The sequence below is a fragment of the Streptomyces sp. NBC_01304 genome (assembly GCF_035975855.1).
Lineage (GTDB): Bacteria > Actinomycetota > Actinomycetes > Streptomycetales > Streptomycetaceae > Streptomyces.
Genome location: NZ_CP109055.1, coordinates 9,280,965 through 9,301,961 on the forward strand (window position 1 = coordinate 9,280,965; position 20,997 = coordinate 9,301,961).

The 20,997-nt window shown below is 66.4% G+C and carries 15 protein-coding genes; 11 read left to right on the forward strand and 4 right to left on the reverse strand.

Features of this window, described 5'->3' with window-relative positions; all coding sequences use genetic code 11:
- Positions 1–101: 101 nt before the first annotated feature.
- The 3 genes from OG430_RS41455 to OG430_RS41465 form a co-directional block, all read right to left on the reverse strand.
- Complete coding sequence (locus OG430_RS41455; protein WP_327357833.1) at positions 102–1,553, reverse strand: NAD(P)/FAD-dependent oxidoreductase; 1,452 nt, start codon at positions 1,551–1,553, stop codon at positions 102–104.
- Positions 1,550–2,728, reverse strand: a complete 1,179-nt coding sequence (locus OG430_RS41460; RefSeq protein ID WP_327357834.1) for an MAB_1171c family putative transporter — start codon at positions 2,726–2,728, stop codon at positions 1,550–1,552. The genes OG430_RS41455 and OG430_RS41460 overlap by 4 nt, the downstream gene beginning before the upstream one ends.
- Positions 2,729–2,960: 232 nt before the next feature.
- A complete protein-coding gene (locus OG430_RS41465) occupies positions 2,961–3,575 on the reverse strand; it encodes a hypothetical protein (protein ID WP_327357835.1) in 615 nt (204 codons plus the stop codon).
- A 323-nt stretch (positions 3,576–3,898) separates the two neighbouring features.
- On the opposite strand from OG430_RS41465, the gene OG430_RS41470 reads away from it, so the two are divergent.
- Together OG430_RS41470 and OG430_RS41475 are read left to right on the forward strand one after the other, a co-directional pair.
- Positions 3,899–5,821: a hypothetical protein gene (locus OG430_RS41470; protein ID WP_327357836.1), complete on the forward strand. Its 1,923-nt coding sequence runs from the start codon at positions 3,899–3,901 to the stop codon at positions 5,819–5,821.
- Between the two features lie 427 nt (positions 5,822–6,248).
- Positions 6,249–6,767 carry a hypothetical protein gene (locus tag OG430_RS41475; RefSeq protein WP_327357837.1) on the forward strand — a complete coding sequence of 173 codons (519 nt, stop codon included), beginning with the start codon at positions 6,249–6,251 and terminating at the stop codon, positions 6,765–6,767.
- 435 nt (positions 6,768–7,202) lie between these two features.
- On the opposite strand, the gene OG430_RS41480 is transcribed toward OG430_RS41475, so the two are convergent.
- Positions 7,203–7,712, reverse strand: a complete 510-nt coding sequence (locus tag OG430_RS41480; RefSeq protein ID WP_327357838.1) for a LysM peptidoglycan-binding domain-containing protein — start codon at positions 7,710–7,712, stop codon at positions 7,203–7,205.
- A 230-nt stretch (positions 7,713–7,942) separates the two neighbouring features.
- On the opposite strand from OG430_RS41480, the gene OG430_RS41485 reads away from it, so the two are divergent.
- From OG430_RS41485 to OG430_RS41525, 9 genes are all read left to right on the forward strand, one after another.
- Positions 7,943–8,848 (forward strand): hypothetical protein, encoded by a 906-nt coding sequence (locus OG430_RS41485; RefSeq protein ID WP_327357839.1) that lies wholly within the window; start codon positions 7,943–7,945, stop codon positions 8,846–8,848.
- Positions 8,849–8,954: 106 nt separating this feature from the next.
- Positions 8,955–10,001, forward strand: coding sequence for a hypothetical protein (locus OG430_RS41490; RefSeq protein ID WP_327357840.1), 1,047 nt, complete (start codon positions 8,955–8,957; stop codon positions 9,999–10,001).
- Positions 10,002–10,325: 324 nt separating this feature from the next.
- Complete coding sequence (locus OG430_RS41495; RefSeq protein ID WP_327357841.1) at positions 10,326–11,567, forward strand: MoxR family ATPase; 1,242 nt, start codon at positions 10,326–10,328, stop codon at positions 11,565–11,567.
- Positions 11,568–11,676: 109 nt separating this feature from the next.
- Entirely contained in the window at positions 11,677–13,362 is a 1,686-nt protein-coding gene (locus OG430_RS41500) for a hypothetical protein (protein ID WP_327357842.1), read from the forward strand.
- Positions 13,363–13,540: 178 nt separating this feature from the next.
- Positions 13,541–15,448: an AAA family ATPase gene (locus tag OG430_RS41505; protein WP_327357843.1), complete on the forward strand. Its 1,908-nt coding sequence runs from the start codon at positions 13,541–13,543 to the stop codon at positions 15,446–15,448.
- Between the two features lie 178 nt (positions 15,449–15,626).
- Positions 15,627–16,031 carry a hypothetical protein gene (locus tag OG430_RS41510; protein WP_327357844.1) on the forward strand — a complete coding sequence of 135 codons (405 nt, stop codon included), beginning with the start codon at positions 15,627–15,629 and terminating at the stop codon, positions 16,029–16,031.
- A 208-nt stretch (positions 16,032–16,239) separates the two neighbouring features.
- Positions 16,240–17,331, forward strand: coding sequence for a hypothetical protein (locus OG430_RS41515; protein WP_327357845.1), 1,092 nt, complete (start codon positions 16,240–16,242; stop codon positions 17,329–17,331).
- A 223-nt stretch (positions 17,332–17,554) separates the two neighbouring features.
- Positions 17,555–17,806 (forward strand): hypothetical protein, encoded by a 252-nt coding sequence (locus OG430_RS41520; RefSeq protein ID WP_327357846.1) that lies wholly within the window; start codon positions 17,555–17,557, stop codon positions 17,804–17,806.
- Between the two features lie 309 nt (positions 17,807–18,115).
- On the forward strand, positions 18,116–20,914 hold the full coding sequence (locus OG430_RS41525) for an ATP-dependent helicase (protein WP_327357847.1): 2,799 nt from the start codon (positions 18,116–18,118) through the stop codon (positions 20,912–20,914).
- Positions 20,915–20,997 lie beyond the last annotated feature (83 nt).

Sequence of the window (20,997 nt, forward strand, 5' to 3'; positions counted from 1 at the left end):
CCTCCCTAACTGCCCCACGATGCGTCATCCCACGCATCACCTCCAGACCAATTTGAGCCCCTGCCGCAAAATGTGGGCCTCCCAGAGCCACAGAAACGGCGCTAAGCAACACGATCCGGCCCTCGCCGGTCGCCGAGCGGCCCGGCGGAAACGGCCGCCTTTTCCGCGGGGCTCAAGGGGGGCACGCTGAGCGAGGGACGGCGGGGTCCGCGCAGCACCGTCCACGCCACGGTGGGGTTGAACAGCTTCGTCGCCGGAGCAGACAGCGTCATCACCTCCAGGAGCGTCTCGGTGGCGTACGGACGCGCGGTCGCCGTCAGGGTCAGACGGTCGATGTAGCGCTGCACCGCACGGGCCGCGCCGGTGGCCGGGGTCCCGGTGGCCCCCGGATACAGGACGTCCTGCCCGGTGGCCATCTGCCAGGCCATGTCGGTGGGCTCGACCACCGCACGCTGCACCCGGCGCGACAGCCCGGGCGCCATCAGGCCGTGCTCGCGCAGCTGTTCACTCAAGGCCACCACGCTCAGCGCTGCCACCGACATGCCGTGCCCGTAGACCGGGTTGTAGGTGGCCACCGCATCGCCCAGCGCGAGGAACCCGTCCGGAGTGTGGAGCTTCTCGTAGAAGCGGCGCCGGTTACGAGTGCTGCGGGACATCAGCACCTGGTCGCTGACCGGCACCGCGTGCGCGATGAGCTCACCGACGATGGGATCCCGTACACCCAGCGCACCACGGGCGAAGGCCTCGAACTCATCGGGGTTGCTGGTGGGCTCGCCGCCGCGCGTTCCGGACAGCGTCACCAGCCACCGGCCGTCCTCGATGGGGGCGATGATGGTGCCCTGGCCGGGCCGCCCGGTGTTGGCCAGGGGCTGGACGTTCACCAGCGGGTAGTTGTCGGTGCCCGGGGGAGCCTTGTAGATCCGGGTCGCATAGGCGACGCCCGAATCCACCTCTTCCTCGTGCACCGGACCGGTCCCGAGGTACGCCAGCCAGTTGACCGCACGGGTGCCGCGCCCACTCGCATCGACGACAAGATCAGCGTGCAGGTCCTCGGCGTCCTGCCCGGCGGTGGCCAGGCGTACCCCCCGCACCTGGCCCGCATCACCGATCAGCGCACTCACGGTGCTCTGCTCGCGCACCGTGACGTTGCCCAACTCCAGGACGCGGCGGCGGATGCACCAGTCCAGCAGATCGCGGCTGCAGGAGATCAGGAACTGCATCTCGACGGGCCAGCGGCGGAACCATCCCTGCGGTGTCATGGAGACCAGGGCCTGCGGCAGCGGGATGCGCCGCGCACCCGCGGCCATCCACTCATCGAGGATGCCCGGCAAAATCCGCTCGACGGCGCGCGCACCCCCCGACCACATCACGTGGGCGTGCTGCGCCTGGGGCATGCCGCGCCGGGGCAGCGGTCCCTCGGGCAGTGGGTCCCGCTCGATGACGACGACCTGCTCGGCGTGCTCCGCGAGGACCGCGGCGGCCAGCGTCCCGGTCAGGCCGCCACCGATGATGACGACCCGACGGCCGCTGGCGTTCCGGCTGGACATGTTCATGCGTGTTGTCTCTCTGTGACGGCTGCCGTGCGATAGGCGGCCGGGATGGCTGAGTTCATGGCGCGGGAGATCTCCAGCAGGTCCTCGTCGCTCGGGCGGAACACCGGCTCGGGCTCAGCGGCAGCGACGGCCTCGTCCGCCCCCGCGCACCCCTCGGCCCGAACCGCAGCAGTGATCATTGCTGCGGTGGCGATGATGTCCGCGACGCGGTCGCCGTGGCCTGCCCGCAGTGCGGCAGCCCGGGCCTTGCCGTGAACCACGCGGTCCAGGAACGGGCCCACCCGCAACAGCCCGTCGTGGACCGCCGTCTCGCGGCTGGTCTGGCGCAACCTGGGGGAGGCCCACAGCGACAGGGGGACCGCCCGGGCAGCGTGCGCGGGCGCGGAATTGAGCACCTTCACCAAGGGCCCCAAAAGCTGGTAAGTCCGCCAGCTGTGCCAGGCGCCGACGGCCCGCGGGCCGGCCAGCGGCAGCAGGTACCCGCCACTGGCGAGACAGCCGCCGAGCGCAGCCACCCCGGGGGCGGTATAGGTGCTGAGGTCGTCCCAGTCGCTGTCGGCCCACCGGGCAGCCACAGCCGCCAGTTTGAGCCCGGCATACGCCGTTGTGATGCCGTAGCCGACGACAAGGGTGATCAGCGCACCCTTCAGCCATCCGTCCACCTGCCTCGACCACCGCAGGCAGAGCGCGGCCATCCAGCAGAACGCGGCACCGGAGGCCAACAGGTACAAGATGATCATTTCGCGGAGGTAGGGCACCGCCGCGTAGTAGGTGTCGAACTCCTGCACCTGCTCGACCGGGGCGTCGCCGAGGAAGAACAGCACGAACACGCCGGTGATGACGGCGGCACAGACCCACACGCACAGCACAGTCGCGCGGCGCACGCTCAGTGCAGGGCCGCCGTGCCAGCGGATCAGCAGAATGAAGCACGCGGCGCTCAGGGCCGTCATCAGCGAGTAATCGAACGGCGCGGCCAGATTGGACACACCGGACACGGAGTTGACGGCGCGGATCGTCGGCGGCGCAGCGAAGGTGAAGACACTCGCCCCCAGGAGAAGCAGGACGCACACCCACCACAACTGGGGGTCTCTGCGGCGCTTCACGAGAGCCGGCAGCTTCATCATCAGTGCCAGCGTGAGCAGCGCCGCGGGTATGTACAGGCCGCTCTCCCTCATCGGGAGGCTCGCAGTGCCGTACGCGGTATCAAAGTGTTCCCCCTGCTCTCGACCACAATGCGGCGGCGTGTGCTCCTCGTTGCTCCAGTGGACGATCCCTCATTCGGCGCCGAACTGGCCAGATCAGCCCTTTGATGTGCAACAACATGAGGGAGGGGCGTTCACAGGCAAGCGGGTCATTGAGGGCGATTCGCAAGAGCGACGGAGGGGCGTCCGAATTCCGTTGGACCACCTAGCCGTCCGTCGTGCCTCCGTCCTCTTTGAGCATGGTGTCAACGATCGCAGACAGCAGCGAGATCTGCTGCGGGGGCAACTGGTCGATCTTCTGGCGCAGGGCGTAGTGCCGCACGCCGTGCTTGGCCGCGACCGCGGCCAGCGGTCCCCCGGTCACGGGCAGGCGGCTGATCAGGTTCTCCAGAATCGGCCGCAGCTCGCGGTCAAGGGCCTGGCGGGCCGGGGCCACCAGGAACCCGGAAGGTACGTCGAAGAAGCGCTCCAGCCTCTCGGCGTGCCGGATATTGGGTTCCTTGCCCTGGTGGAGGAGGGCGCTGATCCAGCCGCGACTGACGCCGATCTCCCGCGCGATGAAGTCCTGGGCGTAGAGCTCGCCGCTGTCCGTCCTGCGGGTCTCGTAAAGGAACTTGAACCGCTTGCGTGCGCGCTCGCCCACGTCCTCGTCGGCGACCTCTCTACGCTCAAGGAGGGCGGTGAGGTCTGGGGGGTGAACGCCGGTCCTGTAGGCGAGTTCGTCGAGGTCGAGGACCTCATCACGGGCAAGGCCGAGCTCGCCGAGCAGCCCGTCGAGGCGCTCGAGCGTGATGGTGAGGGGAGTGCGCCCGTCGCTCACCAGTGGTTCTCCCTCGGTCAGGCCTGGATCGGGCAAGGAACTGCCCGGAGATTAGCCGCAATTGAGCGGCACGGCCAGACGCTGTCCACAATCCTGAATCGAGTGTTCACGATCGTTGACAGTCGAACGTGTAGGCGTCAGGATCGTGCGCAGCCACCAGGGGCACGGACGCCGACCCAACCCCGGCCGATCGCACCACCACGGACCCTACCGATCTTCCATCGGCACCGGATGCCGACCGTGCGGGCGAGCACCGGACTGCTGCCTGCCGTCCCGGTGGCCAGCCAGTCCTGGCCCGACCGCACGATCACACGGGGGTAGTGATGCTGACGGTGGACGCACTGACCCAACTCGCAGGCCCGGCCCTGTGCTTCGCCGACCACAACCTCCCAGACAAGAAGGACAGGGAGGTGCTCGGGATGTGGCCGGCCGACCTCTTTCTGCCGGACCCCCCGACCCGCGAGTCCCTGTCCGGGATCGTGCTGCTCATCTCGTCCGACGCGGCCTGGATGCACGATCCGGACACACTAATTGCAGCGCTGCGCACGGCGGCCGCGCTCGACGCGGAAGCCCTCCTGCTGGTGCCCCGCGCGGGGCACCACGACAAGCAGCCTCAGGTCCTGGCCCTGCTGAGGCGGGCCGCCCGCGAGGCTGGGCTGCCCCTGCTGGCCCTGTCCCGCAGTGAGGCAGCCATCGAGCTCCTGGAACAGTTGCGTCACCGATGCCAGCGGGAAGCGAACGTCGACACCGAGCACCTCGAAGCGATGCTCACCGCCGTACGGCACTTCGCCAGCGGACCCGCCGACACCGCCGGTGACCTCGTCGCGGCCGCAGGTGCCAGCGTCCAGGGCACCGCCGTCCTGGTCCAACCCGACGGCACGCTTGTCGGCGCCGGGAACCGTCCGGACAACAGCGGGCTCGGCGGTCTCGACGACCTGGTCGCGCGATTGCGCGCGGGGGGGCCCGGCCCGGTCAGCGCCCAGGACGAGTCGGCACACATCCAGCTCCATGCCGCGGGCATCACCGCGCCGCACCCGGTACTCATCGCCCGCCGACCCAGCGCGTTCAACGCGTCCCAGTCCCGGCTGCTGCAGCATGCGGCCGCCACCCTTGGTGTGCAGCATCACCTCGCCGCCCTGCACGCACAGCACGGGCGCAGTGAGCAGCTCGCCGAACGCATGCGCATGAACATCTTCCGGCAGCTGATGGACAGCTGCACCGAACGCGCTCAGGAGGACGCGGCGTACCTGCTCGAGGAACTGGCCTCCTGCACCCACGTGCAGATCTACCTGCTGCAGGGGCCGCGCCGGGACCGGGATGCGCTTGCGGCGCGCTGCCACCGGGAGCTGGGGCACCAGTGCCTGGTGATCAAGTGCCCGGCCTACGTCGACCATTTGATCATCGTGGCTCCGATACCTGAAGTAGGCCACACGCAGCACGTCCTGCACACCCTGCAGACGCTCACCAAGAGCCCCCAGTGGCGCAACTGCCTGCTCAGCGAGTCCCGCGCCGTCCCCATCGCCCGCACCGCCTGGGCGTACGGCGAGGCGCTGCGGGCCCTGGCCGCCGCCCGAAGCCTGCCCGGGCGCACCGCCACCGCGCCGGGCACCCTGTCGCTGACGCAGGTCCTCACCGACGACGCCCGGCAGTGGGCCGCGCAGTTCCTGCGGCCCCTGTTCGACCTTCCGCCGGACCAACGCCAGTCGGTAGCGAGCCTGGTGGGCAACGCACTGGCCTTCGGCCCGGGCGAGGCGGCCCGCATGGCGAGCCCCGTGGTCCACCGCAACACGGCCATCGCCCACCGCCGGGACACCGCCGCGCGCCTCGGCGTCGAGCTCGGCAGTCTCGGCGACTGCGCGGTCCTTGCCCTGGCGCTGGAACTGGTCACCTTCCCGGCAGACCCGCCACCGGACGGACCCGCGCCCTCCCTGCACGCCGTGCTGGACACCCCAGCCTGCCGTACCTGGGCAGCACAGTTCCTCGCCCCACTCGACAGCGAACTGCGGCGCACCCTGACACAGTGGGTCGCCGCCGACGGCAAGATCGGACCACCGTTGAGCCGCGCCCTGGACCTGCACCCCAACACGATCCGCAAGTACCTCGGCCGCTGCGAAGAGGTCATCCCGACCCAGTTGTTCCGCAACCGAACCGGGGCATTCCAGGCCGCCTTGGCTCTGCACATCCTCACCGAACTGCCCATGCCCGACTACGCACGCCCCGCTCGCACCGCGTCCCGTGCGGCCTGAGAGCGGTTGCCGGGATGGGCCTGCGCCACACGGGTGTGCATCGGGACACGGACACATCCGCCTTGATGTGCATCCGTCACAGATTTGCTGTCAGCATTTGTGCATCTGTCACCCGTTCGGAACTGCCGGACGCTGGATATTCTCGCCAACACCAGTGAAAACTATGGTCACTTGAGTCGCGGAGGAACATGAGGGTGAATCACATATGCAATGAAGAGCAGTCCCGGTGTGACCGATGAGCGCACCCGCGACGCCGGTGGACGTCCTCGTTCTCGCCTCCGGACGAGTCGGCTTCACCCTCGTCTGAGGCTCAGGCCGAAACTGCCCACGGAGAAGCCGACAAAGCCCGCGGCGGTGAACCGCTGCACGCACCAGGAGGCGGGCGCTGGAAGGTGGTTGGAGCCACCGCATATGAAGGAGCGCACCGATGATCCACCCCCACCCCGAAGCGTCCAACTCTGACGAGTTCAAAGGTTTCAATGAAGCCAGGCGCATCATGTGGTGCCATGAGGCTCGTGCCCGCGTGTACGAACGGTTCGAGCAGACGAGCTTCATCGGTGACGCGAACGTTGCAGCGGTCCACGTCGACAACACCACCAGGGCAGACCGTGTGTTCCTCGTGGCATTCGACAAGGCTGGCCAGCGGGTCGGTGTCGACACGCTCTACACCGACGAGCCGCATCAACACCTCGACATCGCGCCCGAGTTCGACCATGACTTCACTGACATGGACGTCGTTCCGCACTCTCAGCTTGAGCAGTCCATCTCCCGTGAGAACGGCTGGGTCGTCAACCTGAATGTGCTCCGTGAGTACGACCCCTTGGCCGATCGCCGGGCCACGCAGCGCGCGGTGTTCCTGGCGCATCTGCAGGACATGATGAAGAACGGTGACGTCCGCGGATTCCTGTTTGGCCGGGGTGAGTCCGGTGACACTGATGCGGCATGATAGACCACGGCCGCGTACAACAGACGACCCCGTCGGCAGCCTGGCCGACGGGGTCGTCCGATCTCTGACGCTGTTGCTGCGCTGCCTTTTCCGCCACCAGGGGGGATCAGCACAGATGATCCGGGCGTCGCCCCAGGCCGAGTGCTGTACGGGGAGACATGTCGTGGACCGGCTCACGCCGGTCCCGGGTGACACCTCGCGGTGAACCTTACGAGGCCACGCGGCTCGTCCTCGACACCGTCTACCGACTTCCCGGAACGGCAACTATGAGCCAACCGCTGAGCATGGTGACCTCACGGTCAAGTTCCGCAGTGGCCGCGCCGGTGTCCACTGCGGCGAGACCACGCCTGAAAAGAAGACGATGCTCTGACCGCCTCGTAGTGATCAGAGCATCGAACCAGGCTCGGCACGCGGCAGTACCGCCCTGTTGGGTCGTCATACCGGCGGGATGAGCAGCGACGCCTCTGCATAGATGAGATCCGGATTCTGGATCTTGTTCGTCTCGGCCAGAATGCCGATCGGCACCCCCGTCGTCCCCGAGATCGCGGTGAGCGTATCGCCTGGCTTGATGGTGTAGGGCTTCGCCTCGGCCGATGCACCCGATCCGCTGGTCTTGTCCGCGTCGCCGCGACCGGACGCCGGATCCTGACTCGCCCTGCTCTTGTCCAGCTTCCCCGTGCCGCCCTCGCGCGGCTGCTGGGCGCTGCCGCCTCCGGCGTTCTGTTCGCCGGGATTCCCTGGTGCCTCGACCGGGGCGTGATTGCCCTGCAGCGCCTGGATGAAGCCGCCGTCGGACGTCGCGAGCTCCGCCAGGCCCCATCCGGCGAAGCGCACCGCTCCGCCGGCCATGACGCAAGCGGTGATGACGGGTCCATTGCCGAAGCCCATCGGGCCGGCATGACTCCCGGCAGATGCTCTCATCTGCGCCGACGGCTTCCATGCCATCCCCGCCCTCCCCTGAACCGTAGCCGTCATCCCTGCTCCAGCTCCTCTTTGAATAACGCGTACTGCCATTCAGGTACGGCGCGGACATTCTACTCATAGCTGAGTTTAAGTTGATAATATAAGGGATCGAATCGCAGTCTGAATGCCACTCGATAGCCCGCCAATGCGCCCCCGAACCCCCGAACCCCCGACAGTCAGACCGTCAGACCGAACGAAGGAATCGCATCACCATGGCCAACTACTCCGTCTCCGCCAGCCACATCACTGAGGGCAAGAACGTCTTCATCCGCGGGAAGCTTGGCTTCGCCGTCCTCGCCCGCCTCATCGAGGGCGCGGAGCTCGTTGCGAGTGACCAGCGCAAGACGCAGAACGGCATGAACCCCATCGGCAAGCCGCACACCACTGCGACGATCATTCACGCCGAGGTCCAGTTCGCTGATCCGGACAACCCCACCCTCGAAGAGAAGTTCGTCTCCGAGCGCTGCTACGACTCCCCGAAGCGGCCGGAAACCGGGTCCAACTACTCCATCGACTCCAAGGGCAGCACCCTGCCGGTCATCGCGATCCCTTCTTCGAAGGGCGACGGCACCTACGACCAGGACGAGTCCGGCCGGGAGCTGGCGCAGGGCCTCGACGTCACGCTCGTGCTGCGCACCTACAAGCCGAAGAACTTCAACAACCGCGGCCTGGCCCTCGAGCAGGTAATCGTTCACGAGGCGCCGCGCTACTACAACGCCGGCGGCGTCGACCAGGCTGAGCTGGCTGCGCGTGGCATCGTGCTGAACGGCACTCCGCGCCCCGTTCAGGCCGCTCTTGCCAGTGCTGCCCCGGCCGCCGGGGTTGCGGTGGCGACCGAGGTGGAGGAGGGCTTGTCTTTCCCGGCCCCGCAGCCGGCATCCGCACCTGCGGCCGTGGCCGCGCAGGCTCAGGACCCGGCGAGCGCCATGGCTGCGCCCGTCGCCGCTGCTGCTCCGGATCCTGCCCAGCAGGAGCCCCTGGAGCAGAAGCTCGCGCGCCTGGAGGCCGAGAACGCCTCTCTCAAGGACGCCGGTTCGGCCGTCGGCTCTCCCATGGCCACCGGCCCCTGGAACGGCTCCGGTTCGGCCCAGCAGGCGGGGATCACCTACCAAAGCTGATCCATGCTGGCCATCGATGAGACCCCCGTACTCGCATCCGTGCGGTACGGGGGTCCTGTCTTTCTCTCCTCTCCTGACGCCTCTGATCGAAAGCGTGTGTCCCAAGATGACTCCAGCCGACCCCCATGCCTGGTTCTCACAGTTCTACGGAAACCGCGCGATCCGCACTCTCGCCAGTGCCTGTCGGTGGACCATCTCCGGACAGATCGGGGAAGAGGCCCCCGGCGATCCCGCCAAGCCGCAGAAGCGAAAGGCCCCGATCGACGTACGGCACCTGCTCGCCGGCTGCACCTCCAGTTGCCAGCACGCCGGCCCGCTGCGCGGGGCCTTCGCTCTGGACGAGACTTGCCTGCTCACCCTCGACGAACTCACTGTGGCGATTCCGAACGCCGCGAACACCGCCTTTTATCTGCAAGCCCAGACTGACGGTCTGCTCGTCCTCGACATTGAGGCCGACTGCCCGCCGGTTGTGGCCACGGACCTGCTGCGGCTGCCGGGCATCCTCTACTCGGAGCTGTCGATGTCCGGCCGGGGCTTTCATCTCGTCATGCCGCTGCCGGAGAACTTCCATGACTTCCCCGTGGCCGCCGGCAAGCGCGTCCTGCGTGAGGAACACGGCTGGTACGAGCTGCTCCTGGACCACTGGTCGACGTTCACGCGCCAGCCGGTGCCCGATCGCATCGCCGCTCACCTCACCGCAGCAACTGACGCACCGGCCTTCGCCTCCATCGAGGATCTCTACGCGCAGCTGGCCGTGAACGCCCGCGAGAGCTCCGGCGCTTCAGCATCAGCTGTCGACACCGCCGAGGACATGCCCGACATCCCGTACTCGCAGGCCATCGTCGAGCAGACCCTGGCCAGTGCGCGCCGTCAGCTCCGGGATCCCGGAGACTTCAACCACGACATGTCCCGCTGGGAGTTCTCGCTTCTCGCGTCGCTCTACGGCTGGATGCGGACGCAACTGCGCGCCTACAGCGCTCTCGGTGTCGAGTACTCGCCGGGCGATGCCGCGTGGTTGCTCTACAAGGCGGCGCTCGACGTCATCCCCGCGCGCCCCAAGCACAGCGAACGGCGCAACGGCCGGCCCTTCCTCCTCGACCGGGCGGCCGCACTCGTGGCCGACCGAGAGGCCCGTTCCTCGTCGGACAACTGACGCTCCGTGCGCTGTCGCATCTGCCCCTGGTTCATCCGATGCTTCCGGCGGCGGGTGGGGCGGGTGATGTGTGCTGCGGCGGGGCCGACAGCAGGCGGGGGGCAGTGCTGGATCGCGCGGAGCGCGATCGGGTGGCGATGGGCAGCGGGGCTCCATTGCCACCCGTGGCGGGAGTGCGGGTCTCCGCCGGGCTCTGACGGCGCGGCCCGCGCCATAGGACCGTTCACGGCCTATCCAGCCTCGGCGGCGCCAAGAGCCGCGGCGCCGTCCTTTGGCGTCCCTTCGCCTTCTCTCTTCCTCACCCGCGGACAGAAAGACATCGACATGAAGTTCAACGACACCCTGACGACCCTGATCAAGCAGTCACTCGAGGTCGGTGCGACGCCCGCTCTCATGGGCGAACCCGGCATCGGCAAGTCCAGTTTCGTCGAGGACCTGGCTTACTCCATGGGCACGCAGGCTTTCACGCTGCCGTGCAACCAGCTCGCCGACAAGGCCGACCTCACCGGCGCGCGTCTGGTGCCGTACACCAAGGACGACGGCACGCAGAGCTACAAGCAGGTCTTCTACCCGCACCAGGTGATCCAGGAGTGCATCGACTACGCCGAGAAGAACCCGCGTGAGTGGCCGATCCTCTTCCTCGACGAGATCAACCGCACCACCTCCGACGTCACCTCCGGCGCGCTGACCCTGGTCACGCTGCGCCGCATGGGATACGTCGAGCTGCCCAAGAACGTCCGTATCGTCGTGGCCGGTAACGACAAGGGCAACGTCACCTCGCTCGACGAGGCGAGCCTGTCCCGCTTCGCGATCTTCCACGTCGAGCCCGACGCCGCCACCCTCATGTCCGTCCTCGGCGACAACATGAACCCCTGGGTGAAGACGGTGCTCACGCAGTACCCCGGACTGATCTTCCAGAAGTCGACGCCTGAGGCCATCGTGGCCGACGGCCAGGACGACGATGACAACGGCAACGTCACGATGGCCGATCTGTTCGACGGCGGCGAGGAAATGAACCAGCTCACCACGCCGCGCACCATCGACAACCTGTCGAAGTGGCTCAACGCGGCCGACCCGCAGCAGCTGGCGCAGTACCTGGCCACCCCGATCCAGATCGGTGACCGCGAGACCTCGCTGCTGAACGAGGCCATCGAGGCCTACGTCGGCGACACCATGTTCACCACGCAGCTCGTGGCCACCATCGCCCAGGACCTGGCGAGCAACGCCGGCGGCGTACCGCAGAACCGCGTGAACGTCCCGAAGCCGAACTGCTACCAGAGCCTGAAGGCCGCAGCGACCGTGACCGACATGGCCGCGGTCGTCGCGACGCTGACCGACAACGAGAAGTCCGGGTCGCTGCTGTACGCGCTCAAGGAGAGCCAGGACAACGCGCGCCTCATCGAGCAGCTGGCCCATGCCGTGACCCAGATCGAGCCGGGGCACACCCGCACGCTCATCGAAATGGTGACCAGCCAGCAGATCGACCGTCAGAACCTGGAGGCCTTCATGGGGAACGACACTCCGATCGTCAACCATGTCAAGCCGGTCCTCTCGGCCTTCCTCTGATCGCTCGCTCACCGGTGGTGGGGGACTGCCGCAGTGCAGTCCTTGCTGCAACTCCCCGCCACCGGCGGCGCTTTGCCGACGCCTTGTCCTCAGAAGGAGACCACGATCCATGACGATCACCGTCACGAACCAGAAGCCGGCCGTACTCGACGCACTGCACACCATCTCGTGCACCGGTGATTACGACCCGATGCCGGCGATCCAGCAGACCCTCATCGACCCGTTGCTGGAGCCGTTGAACCGCAACACCCCGGCGGGCATCACCGACGCCCAGGGCGCTGATCTGACGGGGGACATCCCGGATCTGGTCCTGAGCTGCCTTGGCGACACGCTGAACGCGGCCAGCGAGCAGACCGTCAAGGAGCTGCTCGGGCAGACCCTGGTCAACTTCGACCAGGGCACACCGCTGCCGGTCGCCGAGCTCTTCGCCGTCCAGGCCGGACAGCAGAACAAGATGCCCGCGCCCTCCCCGCGGGTGCTCTACACCGCGCAGGCTGATGTCCTCCCGGCCGCAAAGGCTCTGCTGGCCGGGACCGGTGACGAGAGCGCCTTCTTCGCCTCGATCGCCTACACCTTCCACCCCGACACTCTCGGGTTCTGGTTCCAGTCCTCCGCCGCCTTCGACGACTTCAAGATCTGGCTGTCCCAGCAGACGCAGGCGATAGCCAGTGCCTTGCCGGCGGCCACCACCAAGCTGCTCAATGACTTCACGGCCCTGTCCCTCAAGGGCCTCACCGAGTCGCTGCTGGTCCGCAAGGACGACGCTGACGCCAACGATGAGCACTCCTTCGCCCGCGTGCTCGTGCACATGCTCATGAACTACGTCGAGCAGCGGCGGGCCCAGGCTGGCCAGCAAAACACCGCACTGGACACCGGCGTTCTGCCGTTCACGGCCGGGGAGCTGTTCTGCCCGCGCGCCCTCGTCCTGGTCAACGTCGAGGCCCACGCCCGAGCCACCGCGGCGAAGATCACGGGGGAGTGGAACCTCATCAACCAGTCGCTGGCTTCGCCGGTGAAGGTCGTCTCGAACACGTCGCTGTCCAAGCTCACGTCGCTGCCACGGGCCGCCGCCCGGGCCGCCGCCCTGGGAGCCAGGCAGCAACCGGGCCAGCCTGGCAGCCGCAGCGCCCAGGTGGCGTTCCGCAAGCAGCCGCCGAGCAAGCTCGACCTGTTCAGGGACATCACCCGTGTGCTGCGCCGGATGGGCAAGGTCAACAAGTCGCAGAATATCTTCCGCACGACGATGGCGACCTTCCTCAAGGCCAACCGCCGCAACCCGGACGACTTCAACAAGCCCGGCCGGATCACCTCGGTGCAGTACATGCCCGACCTGCACATCTACATCGACACCTCCGGTTCGATCTCCGAGGAGAACTACCAGGAGGCGGTCATGATGCTCATCCGGATCGCCAAGAAGCTCAACATCAACCTGTACTTCAACTCGTTCAGCCACCTCCTGTCCCAGGAGGTGATGCTGCGTACGGAGAACAAGTCGACGGCTCAGATCTGGAAGGAGTTCCGCAGGATCCCGAAAGTCGCGGGCGGAACCGAGTACATGCAGATCTGGCAGTACATCAACGCCAGCCCGGTGCGCCAGCGCAGGCTCTCCCTCATGATCACCGACTTCGAGTGGTCGCCGCCGTCCAAGCGTCAGGACCACCCGAAGAACCTGTACTACGCGCCGTGCTCCGCCATGGACTGGCCGACCATGGTGGACCTGGCCAAGCGCTACGCCGACTCGATGAAGCACATCGACCCGAGTATCCGGCAGAGGCTTCTCGGCATGGTCGTCTGATCCCGCTGCCGCCAAGAACCGCCAAGAGCGGTGTCAGCCAGGGGTGTTGGTTGCGCGGCGCCGCTCCTTACGACCCCTGGTTTTCCCTCTCACCCATTCATATCCCTGCTCGGGGACACCGTGGCGCATCCACCGAGCGCGCCACCACGCCGAGCGACCCGCACCGAAGGAGGACCCGGTGGGTCTCAGCAACTTCACACCCGGCGGCTCCGACGACGACAAGGGCAACGGCGGTGGCGGCAGCTTCCCTCCGCAGGTGCCGTCCGTGGGACTGCCGTCCAGCGGTGGCAGCGCCGACGACGTCAAGGAGCTCCTCGTCGACTACAACGAGAAGTTCAAGAACGCCGATCCGACCATGTTCCGTGACACGCTCATCGGGCAGGTCCTCTCGGTGGTCATCAGCAAGACCAAGCCCAACGCTCTGTTGGTCGGTTCCGCCGGCGTCGGCAAGACGAAGATCGTCGAGGACATCGCGCGGCGCATCGCGCTCGGTGACGCCCTCATCCCGGACCAGCTCAAGGACCATACGATCTACGAGCTGCCCATCACCAACATCATCGCCGGGACCGGCGTCGTCGGTTCGTTGGAGGAGAAGGTCAAGGCGATCGTCGAGTTCGCCTCGGATCCCAAGAACAAGGCCATCCTGTTCATGGACGAGATCCACCAGATCACCGGAGGGTCCGGCAGCCATGGCGACGCAGTCGGCCGCAAGATCTCGCAGATCCTCAAGCCGGCCCTTGCCCGCGGTGACATGTCCGTCATCGGCGCGACCACCAGCACCGAGTCTCGGGCCTTCGACGAGGACCCGGCCTTCGCCCGCCGCTTCACCCGGCTCATCGTCGACGAGCTGAGTGAGGAACAGACGCTGGCCGTGATGACCACGGTCCGCCCCGGCCTGATGGCGCACTACCGTCACCAGATCGGGGTCTCCGACGACGTTCTGGCCTCGGTGGTGCAGATCGCCGAAGCAAACTCCCGGGCCGGCCAGCACCGGCCGGACAACGCCATCACCCTGCTCGACCGCGCGATGGCTGACCGGGTCCTGGAGCAGAAGAAGCTCATCGTCCAGGCCGAGAACGCCGGCGACACGGCACTCGCGCAGACCTTGCGGTCCATCCCGCAGGTGCCGCTGACGAGCACCCGTGTGCTCGATGTGGCCAAGCGCCTGATGACCGGAAACGCCCAGCGCAAGGACCTCGACGTCGCCGCGCTGAGCGCCACGCTCACCAGCCGCCTGCAGGGCCAGGACGACGTGCTCACCACGCTCACGGACCGCCTGGCCCGTGAGGAGCTCGACTTGTTCCCGACGAAGACACCCACGACGTGGCTGTTCGCCGGGGCATCGGGCGTGGGCAAGACCGAAGCGGTCAAGATCATCGCCGAAGAGACGACCGGCACCGAGCCGATCATCCTCAACATGACCGAATTCCACAGCGAATCGTCGACGTCGAGGATCATCGGCGCACCTCCCGGCTACATCGGATCGGACTCCAACCAGGAGCTCCCGTTCGACACGCTGGAGTCCAACCCTCACCGGGTTGTCCTGCTCGACGAGTTCGAGAAGGCCGACAAGGCCGTGCAGCGCCTGTTCCTCTCGGCGTTCGACGAAGGCTACATCCGCGACTCCCATGGCAGGATGCTGGACTTCTCCAAGGCCCTGGTCATCTGCACGACCAACGCCGCCCGTAATTCGCTCGACGGCAAGATGATCGGCTTCGGCAACAACCCGAGGACCATCTCGAACCAGAGCCTCAACAAGGCACTGGAGCAGTTCTTCGACGCCGAGCTGCTGGGCCGGTTCTCACTGGTCGTGGGATTCAACCCCATCGACAGGCCGGCCTACCGGCAGATCATGGCCGCCGACTACGAGCGGCAGCGTGAACGGATCACCGAGGCCAAGCCGCGGCTGGCCCAGGCACTGCCCGTGTCGATGCCCGAAGACGAACTGCGCGCCATCGAGGAGGCCACCTACGTGGACTCCCAGGGCGCGCGGCCGGCTCGTAAGGCGGTGCGTTCCTGGATCGAGGACTGTCTGCTCGCCGCTCAGACCGGCGGCACAGCCTCGGCATCGCCGTCGGACGACTGAGGGCGGCCCTCTCCTTCTTTCATGTCAAGGGGGAGGGCCGTAGCTCCCTCATCCAAACCGCCGACGGCCTTCGGAAAAGCCACGCGAGCGGCCACGAATGCTGAGAGCGGCATCACGAGTGCACTGAGCCATGCCCGGTGCATCTTCGCGATCTACTCGATTCCTGAAGGAGGCTGGGATGTTCAGCGTCACCACCACGTGGGAACAGTGGCGCACGGTCAAAGGGATAGCCACAAGCCGACAACTCAGTGCTGAGAAGGCTGAGTTCGAGTGGCCGGACGGCGTCGCGGGATATGTCGTCTCGTTCCTGACCGACCATCCCGGAGTCGTGATCTCCGGCATGGAGGAATTCGGAACCGGCTCGTGCGCGCTGGACCCGATCAGCGTGCGCTGCCGTACGCACGGCGACTGTCGAGTCCATCACGTCGAGTCGGTCAAACAATGGATCGAGTCGCAGGTGGATGAGCTGAAACCAGAGGCGTCCATTGACCTGTGCGGCGGGAGGCCGAAGTGCTTCTCAATCGAAGTCAAACGCATAGCGGAGCCAGAGCCCGAGGAAGAGCTGCTGCCTGAGTGGCCGTAGGGGTGTCCAGAGGCGGCTGCACCCACAGAGCCGTCCACCCGGGCGGGTTGTACCCATACCCCCCCACCCCACGCGGCAACAACCCATCCTCTCCCACCGGTTGTTGCACGCCTTACCTCAAGGTGCTCCACGGTTCCGGCACCCCCGCCAACACCCCACCGGCCCCGCCCAGCACAGGGGCTTCGGTTGTAACCCCCATGGAGCCCTGATGACTCGCACCACCACACAGCCCCCGATACCCGCCCCGCCACCCAGCGACGAAGTCTGCGCACTTCACGCGGAACGGATGCGCGCCCAACTCGCCGAGATCTGGGGCAAACCCGTCCGCAAACTGCCACGCGGCATGGACCTCCTGCAAACCATGTACAACACGACCTCATCCCAGGACCTCACCGAGGCCCGCATCCCCTACTTCCTCAACCTCTGCGCCCGCAACGCCGCTGCCTACCGCACCCCCGAGACCCTGGTCGCCCCCCACAGCATGGGCCAGCGCCTCATCAACCATCCCTTCCTGTCCGGCGCCCCCATCCACGCCACCAATCTCGAAGCCACCGCCCTCGTCCCGGACGGACTCGTCTACTTCCCCACCCCCATCCAACTTGACGACCTGCACCCCCTCTACGGCCTCGCCTGGCACATGACCGGCTCCGGCAGGGACCTCACCCTCGACATCGAGACCGTCACCACCACCCAACTGATCCCCACCCGCCTGCCACCACTCCTTGCCGCCACCACCAAACTGCCCCGCACCCTCTACTGCCCCAACAGCGTCGTCACGCTCCACCAACACATCCTCAGCAGACACAGCAACCCCGCCCCGTTCGGCGCCCCCGACCCAGCAGCCGTCTTGGCGCTCCTCCTCGCCTTCTGGGACCTGCGACCGCCCACCCCCGCCCCGGACACCGCAGACGACGCCGGCGAGCACCTGGTGCACGTCCCCAACCTCACTACCCCCGACCACAACACACCACCGCGCGGCCGCCAGAACAAAGGCGCCACCCCCACCCCACCCAAGCGGGCCATCCGCATCATCCACGAGCCCGCCCACACTCCCGCCACCTCGCCCCACCCGACCGCCACCGACAGCACTGGAGCCAAGTGGAAGGAGGACACACTCCGTTGGGAGGTTGGCGAGCGATGGCAGAACCGCTGCCCCAACCCACACCAACACCGGGCGATCATCGAAGCGGGCGGCGAATGCACACCCGTCCTCGTCCGCGTGAAGCCCCACACCAACGGACCTCGAGGCCGCGCCACCGACTCCCGCCGCACCGTACGAATCATCCCCGACCGAACCTAGCCCCAGCCCCCGTCATCAGCCCCGCGCCGAGCGCTCCCGGCTCAGGACCACCTGCTTGGCGTCCAATTCGCCCTGAGCGACGGTGCGTTCAATTCCTCGCATCGTCACGCCGTCGGTCGCGTCACCAGCCCGCGCCCTCTCCACCCGGCTGTGCATCCGGGGCTGAATCCCGGTTCTTCTACGCCCTCCGCGTCCTCACCCCCCCCAGTAAGGGAGAACAGCCATGTCCACCATGCTCCCCGAACCCCTGCTCCAAGAGCACCGAAAGCAAGCCATGGAACTCTCCGCCGCGGCCCGAGCGAACCTCACCACCCGTGTTCGGAGCACCGATGAACTCCGCGAACTGGGCCTCATGCTCGGCCTGATCGAGGTCGATTCCGAAGGATCCCTCGTCGCGGCCTGTCCCTGGGATCTCGATGTCGGCGATGCTGCCGTCGATGGTTCTGACCGGCGCTCGGACTCGACCTCGCAGTGAGATGGGCTGCCGCTGATGAACGACCGCGCGCCTGGGTAGCGCGCGGTGTCCGGGGTGTGGCTTCGCCACATACCCCGGATTCAGGGGCCTGACGGCCCCTGACGGGTGGGTTGAGAGGAACACGGGCGGGGCTCGTCAGCTGACGAGCCCCGCCCGTGTTCGTACCTGCGCCCATGCCCCAGTCCTGCCGCTGCACCTCTCGTTCGCCTTCGGGTATTCGGCTATCCGTGCCTTGCCTCAATTGCTAGGCGACAGGAATTTTGCTCTCTCTCAATCCGCATCCTGACCCATTGAAGAAAGGGCAGCGACATGCCTGTTCTGCTTGATGACCTCGACCTCTCGGCCATTGCCGTTGCCCACAAGGCTGTCGACCCGAAGTTCTTCTCCTCGAAGCTCACCGGCAACGGCAAGAAGATCGGTCTGCTCAACGAGTCCCTGCTGCCGATCAACACTGCCACCAACACCGCCTATGCCGTGGCCACTGACATCGAGGTCAAGCAGAGCTCGACGCAGCACGACATCACCACGACGCCGGTCCCGCTCGCGCCGATCACACGCCGCGCCCTGAACGCCGGTGGGTCCTTCACCGTGGCGGGCCCGCACGCCGACGACCGCTTCGCTGTGGACACTTCGTCCAGCCAGTTCGACGACTGGGATGTCGTCTTCGACATGACCCCGCAGGCTCTCGTCTTGTACGAGGACAAGTCAGGCGGCAAGTCCACGCGCGACCTCGTCATCCAGTACCGGATGGAGCTGTACTTCTTCAAGAAGGGGCTGCCCGAGGAGGAGTACGCGACTGCCGTCTCGCGCTCGGTGGGCTACGGCAACCGCAACGCCGCCGTCTTCCTGCAGTGGGACACCAGTCCGCTGGAGAACGCCCGTGTCTACGTCCAGGACGTGCTCACGTCCACCGGCCTGACAGGCTCCAACCTCGGCGATGAGTTCGACGAGTGGATGCGCCAGTACTCGATCTACGAGCGGATCACGCGCCTGGCCCGGGTCTGGGACTCCGAGACGATTGCCGACGAGGTCTGCCGCTACATCCAGGACATGCCCGCGAGCCCGACGGAGAAGCAGCTGAACATGCTCGCGGTCCAGCTGCGCTACCTGGAGAACTACAACGTCCCGCTGGAGGCCTACCGTCAGATCCACAAGCAGGTGGAGGCGACCTTCGCGGGCCAGATAGCCGCGAAGCTGTCGAAGCAGAACCTCAGCCTGCTGATGAACCACACGCTCGACCATCTGGAGCAGATGAAGCCACAGCTGATCGTGCCTGCGCACCCGGCCACGCCGGTGAATCTGCCGCCCCACCTGTCCAAGCAGCAGCTTGACGCGCTCACCACGCACGAGCCGCTGGTGATGACGCAGGCGGGAGCCGGCACCGGCAAGTCGACGGTGATCCTCGAACGGATCAAGTACCTCGAAGCCTGCGGCGTCCCCGCCTCGGACATCACGGTGCTCTCGTTCACCAACGCCGCCGCCGACAACATCACGGAGAAGAATCCGGCTGTCGGCTCGATGACGATCGCCAAGATGATCATCGACATCTACTCGATGAACCACCCGAGGCACAAGGTCTCGGCAATTGACACGATCATCAACTCGATCGACATCTTCTACCCGAACAACCAGTTCGCGGCGATGTTCCGCCACCGCCTGCTGGACGTCGACCAGAACAGGACCGGCGCGTTCACGGCGCTGAACACCTTCGTTGAGGGCCACTTCGACGAGGTGATCGCCCTGCTCGACCGCATCGAGCAGACGTCGCTGGAGCTGCAGATCATCATCTGCTACCAGAAGATCGACGACATGGCCGAGCCGGCCCACGTGCAGTCGAAGTACCTCATCATCGACGAGGTGCAGGACAATAGCGTGTTCGAGTTCATCTACGTGCTGAAGTACATCACCAAGCATGCTCAGTCCCTGTTCATCGTCGGCGACGCCTCGCAGACGCTGTACGAGTTCCGCTCGGCGAACCCGCGCGCGCTCAATACGCTGGAGGGCTCGGGGGTCTTTGCGACCTTCAAGCTCACGACGAACTACCGGAGCAACCAGGAGATCCTGGATTTCGCGAACGTCGTGCTTGGCGGACTGGAGACCAATCAGTTCGCCAACATCCAACTGCAGGCGAACTCGCTCGCCATGCCCACGGCCGACTCGTTCCAGGAGAAGGTCACCCTGGAGTACCGAGAGGTGGCCCGACTCACCGGGTTCGTCACCCAGGACCTGCAGGCGATCGTACGCAACACAGTCATCCCCGACTATGTGGACAAGTGCCTGGACCGAGGCGAGCAGGTGGCCTTCCTGGCCTACTCGCGCCGCGAGGTGGCCTTGATCCAGGACGTACTCGAAAAGCGCTACCCGAATCGCCGGGTCGCCTCTCTGGTCAGCGATCGCGTCTACGCCACGGACATCTTCTCGAAGTACATCAAGCTCTTCTGGAACGACGTCCTGCAGGCACCACCGGCCAGCGCCCCGTTCGTGGTCTCCCAGGGGATCAAGGACAACATGGACAAGCTGACCAAGAACGCTGCCAACGCCAACGTCGAGAAGGCGATCCTGCGCACGATCTCGGAGTGGTGGATCGAGAACAGCACGGCCATCAACGGCTGGGTCGTGCTCTGCCACCAGAGCACGCTCACACGTGAGGCGTTCTTCGACCGGCTGCGCGACAACCTGCTCTCCTTCGAGATTCAGCGGAACCAGCAGAAGCTGAATATCAACAAGCAGAAGAACCAGGAACGTAAGCGGAAGAACCTCGAGTCCAAGGCCGACCTGGTCGTTTCAACGATCCACGGCGCCAAGGGTCTCGAATTCGACAACGCTGTCGTCCTCTACAGGGAGGACACGAAGATGACCCAAGACGTCAAGCGGATGTTCTACGTCGCCTTCACCCGTGCCATGAACAGCCAATACGTACTCGGCTACGGCACCGTGAGGAACCCGCCGATCCAGAGCAGTTACGAGCAGATCGTGACGGCTCTGACCGAGCGCGACAAGAAGAACGCCGCTCGCGCCCTCGGCCTCGATCCGGACCTCCTGGATGACAACGACAGCGCTGCTCCCGGCAGCGCCGACGACCGCTCCGCGGTCACCGCGGCCGTCTGACCAACCGCCGTCACACACCATGCCGCAGGGACGGATTCTCGCCCGGCGAGGAAGAGCAGTAAAGACGCAGCGAGGCCCCTGTT

Coding starts and splice junctions, on each gene's coding strand:
- OG430_RS41510 (WP_327357844.1), top strand. CDS start 15,627: ATGTTCAGCGTCACCACCACGTGGGAACAGTGGCGCACGGTCAAAGGG.
- OG430_RS41470 (WP_327357836.1), top strand. CDS start 3,899: ATGCTGACGGTGGACGCACTGACCCAACTCGCAGGCCCGGCCCTGTGC.
- OG430_RS41520 (WP_327357846.1), top strand. CDS start 17,555: ATGTCCACCATGCTCCCCGAACCCCTGCTCCAAGAGCACCGAAAGCAA.
- OG430_RS41495 (WP_327357841.1), top strand. CDS start 10,326: ATGAAGTTCAACGACACCCTGACGACCCTGATCAAGCAGTCACTCGAG.
- OG430_RS41525 (WP_327357847.1), top strand. CDS start 18,116: ATGCCTGTTCTGCTTGATGACCTCGACCTCTCGGCCATTGCCGTTGCC.
- OG430_RS41455 (WP_327357833.1), bottom strand. CDS start 1,553: ATGAACATGTCCAGCCGGAACGCCAGCGGCCGTCGGGTCGTCATCATC.
- OG430_RS41480 (WP_327357838.1), bottom strand. CDS start 7,712: ATGGCATGGAAGCCGTCGGCGCAGATGAGAGCATCTGCCGGGAGTCAT.
- OG430_RS41490 (WP_327357840.1), top strand. CDS start 8,955: ATGACTCCAGCCGACCCCCATGCCTGGTTCTCACAGTTCTACGGAAAC.
- OG430_RS41460 (WP_327357834.1), bottom strand. CDS start 2,728: ATGAGGGAGAGCGGCCTGTACATACCCGCGGCGCTGCTCACGCTGGCA.
- OG430_RS41515 (WP_327357845.1), top strand. CDS start 16,240: ATGACTCGCACCACCACACAGCCCCCGATACCCGCCCCGCCACCCAGC.
- OG430_RS41485 (WP_327357839.1), top strand. CDS start 7,943: ATGGCCAACTACTCCGTCTCCGCCAGCCACATCACTGAGGGCAAGAAC.
- OG430_RS41475 (WP_327357837.1), top strand. CDS start 6,249: ATGATCCACCCCCACCCCGAAGCGTCCAACTCTGACGAGTTCAAAGGT.
- OG430_RS41500 (WP_327357842.1), top strand. CDS start 11,677: ATGACGATCACCGTCACGAACCAGAAGCCGGCCGTACTCGACGCACTG.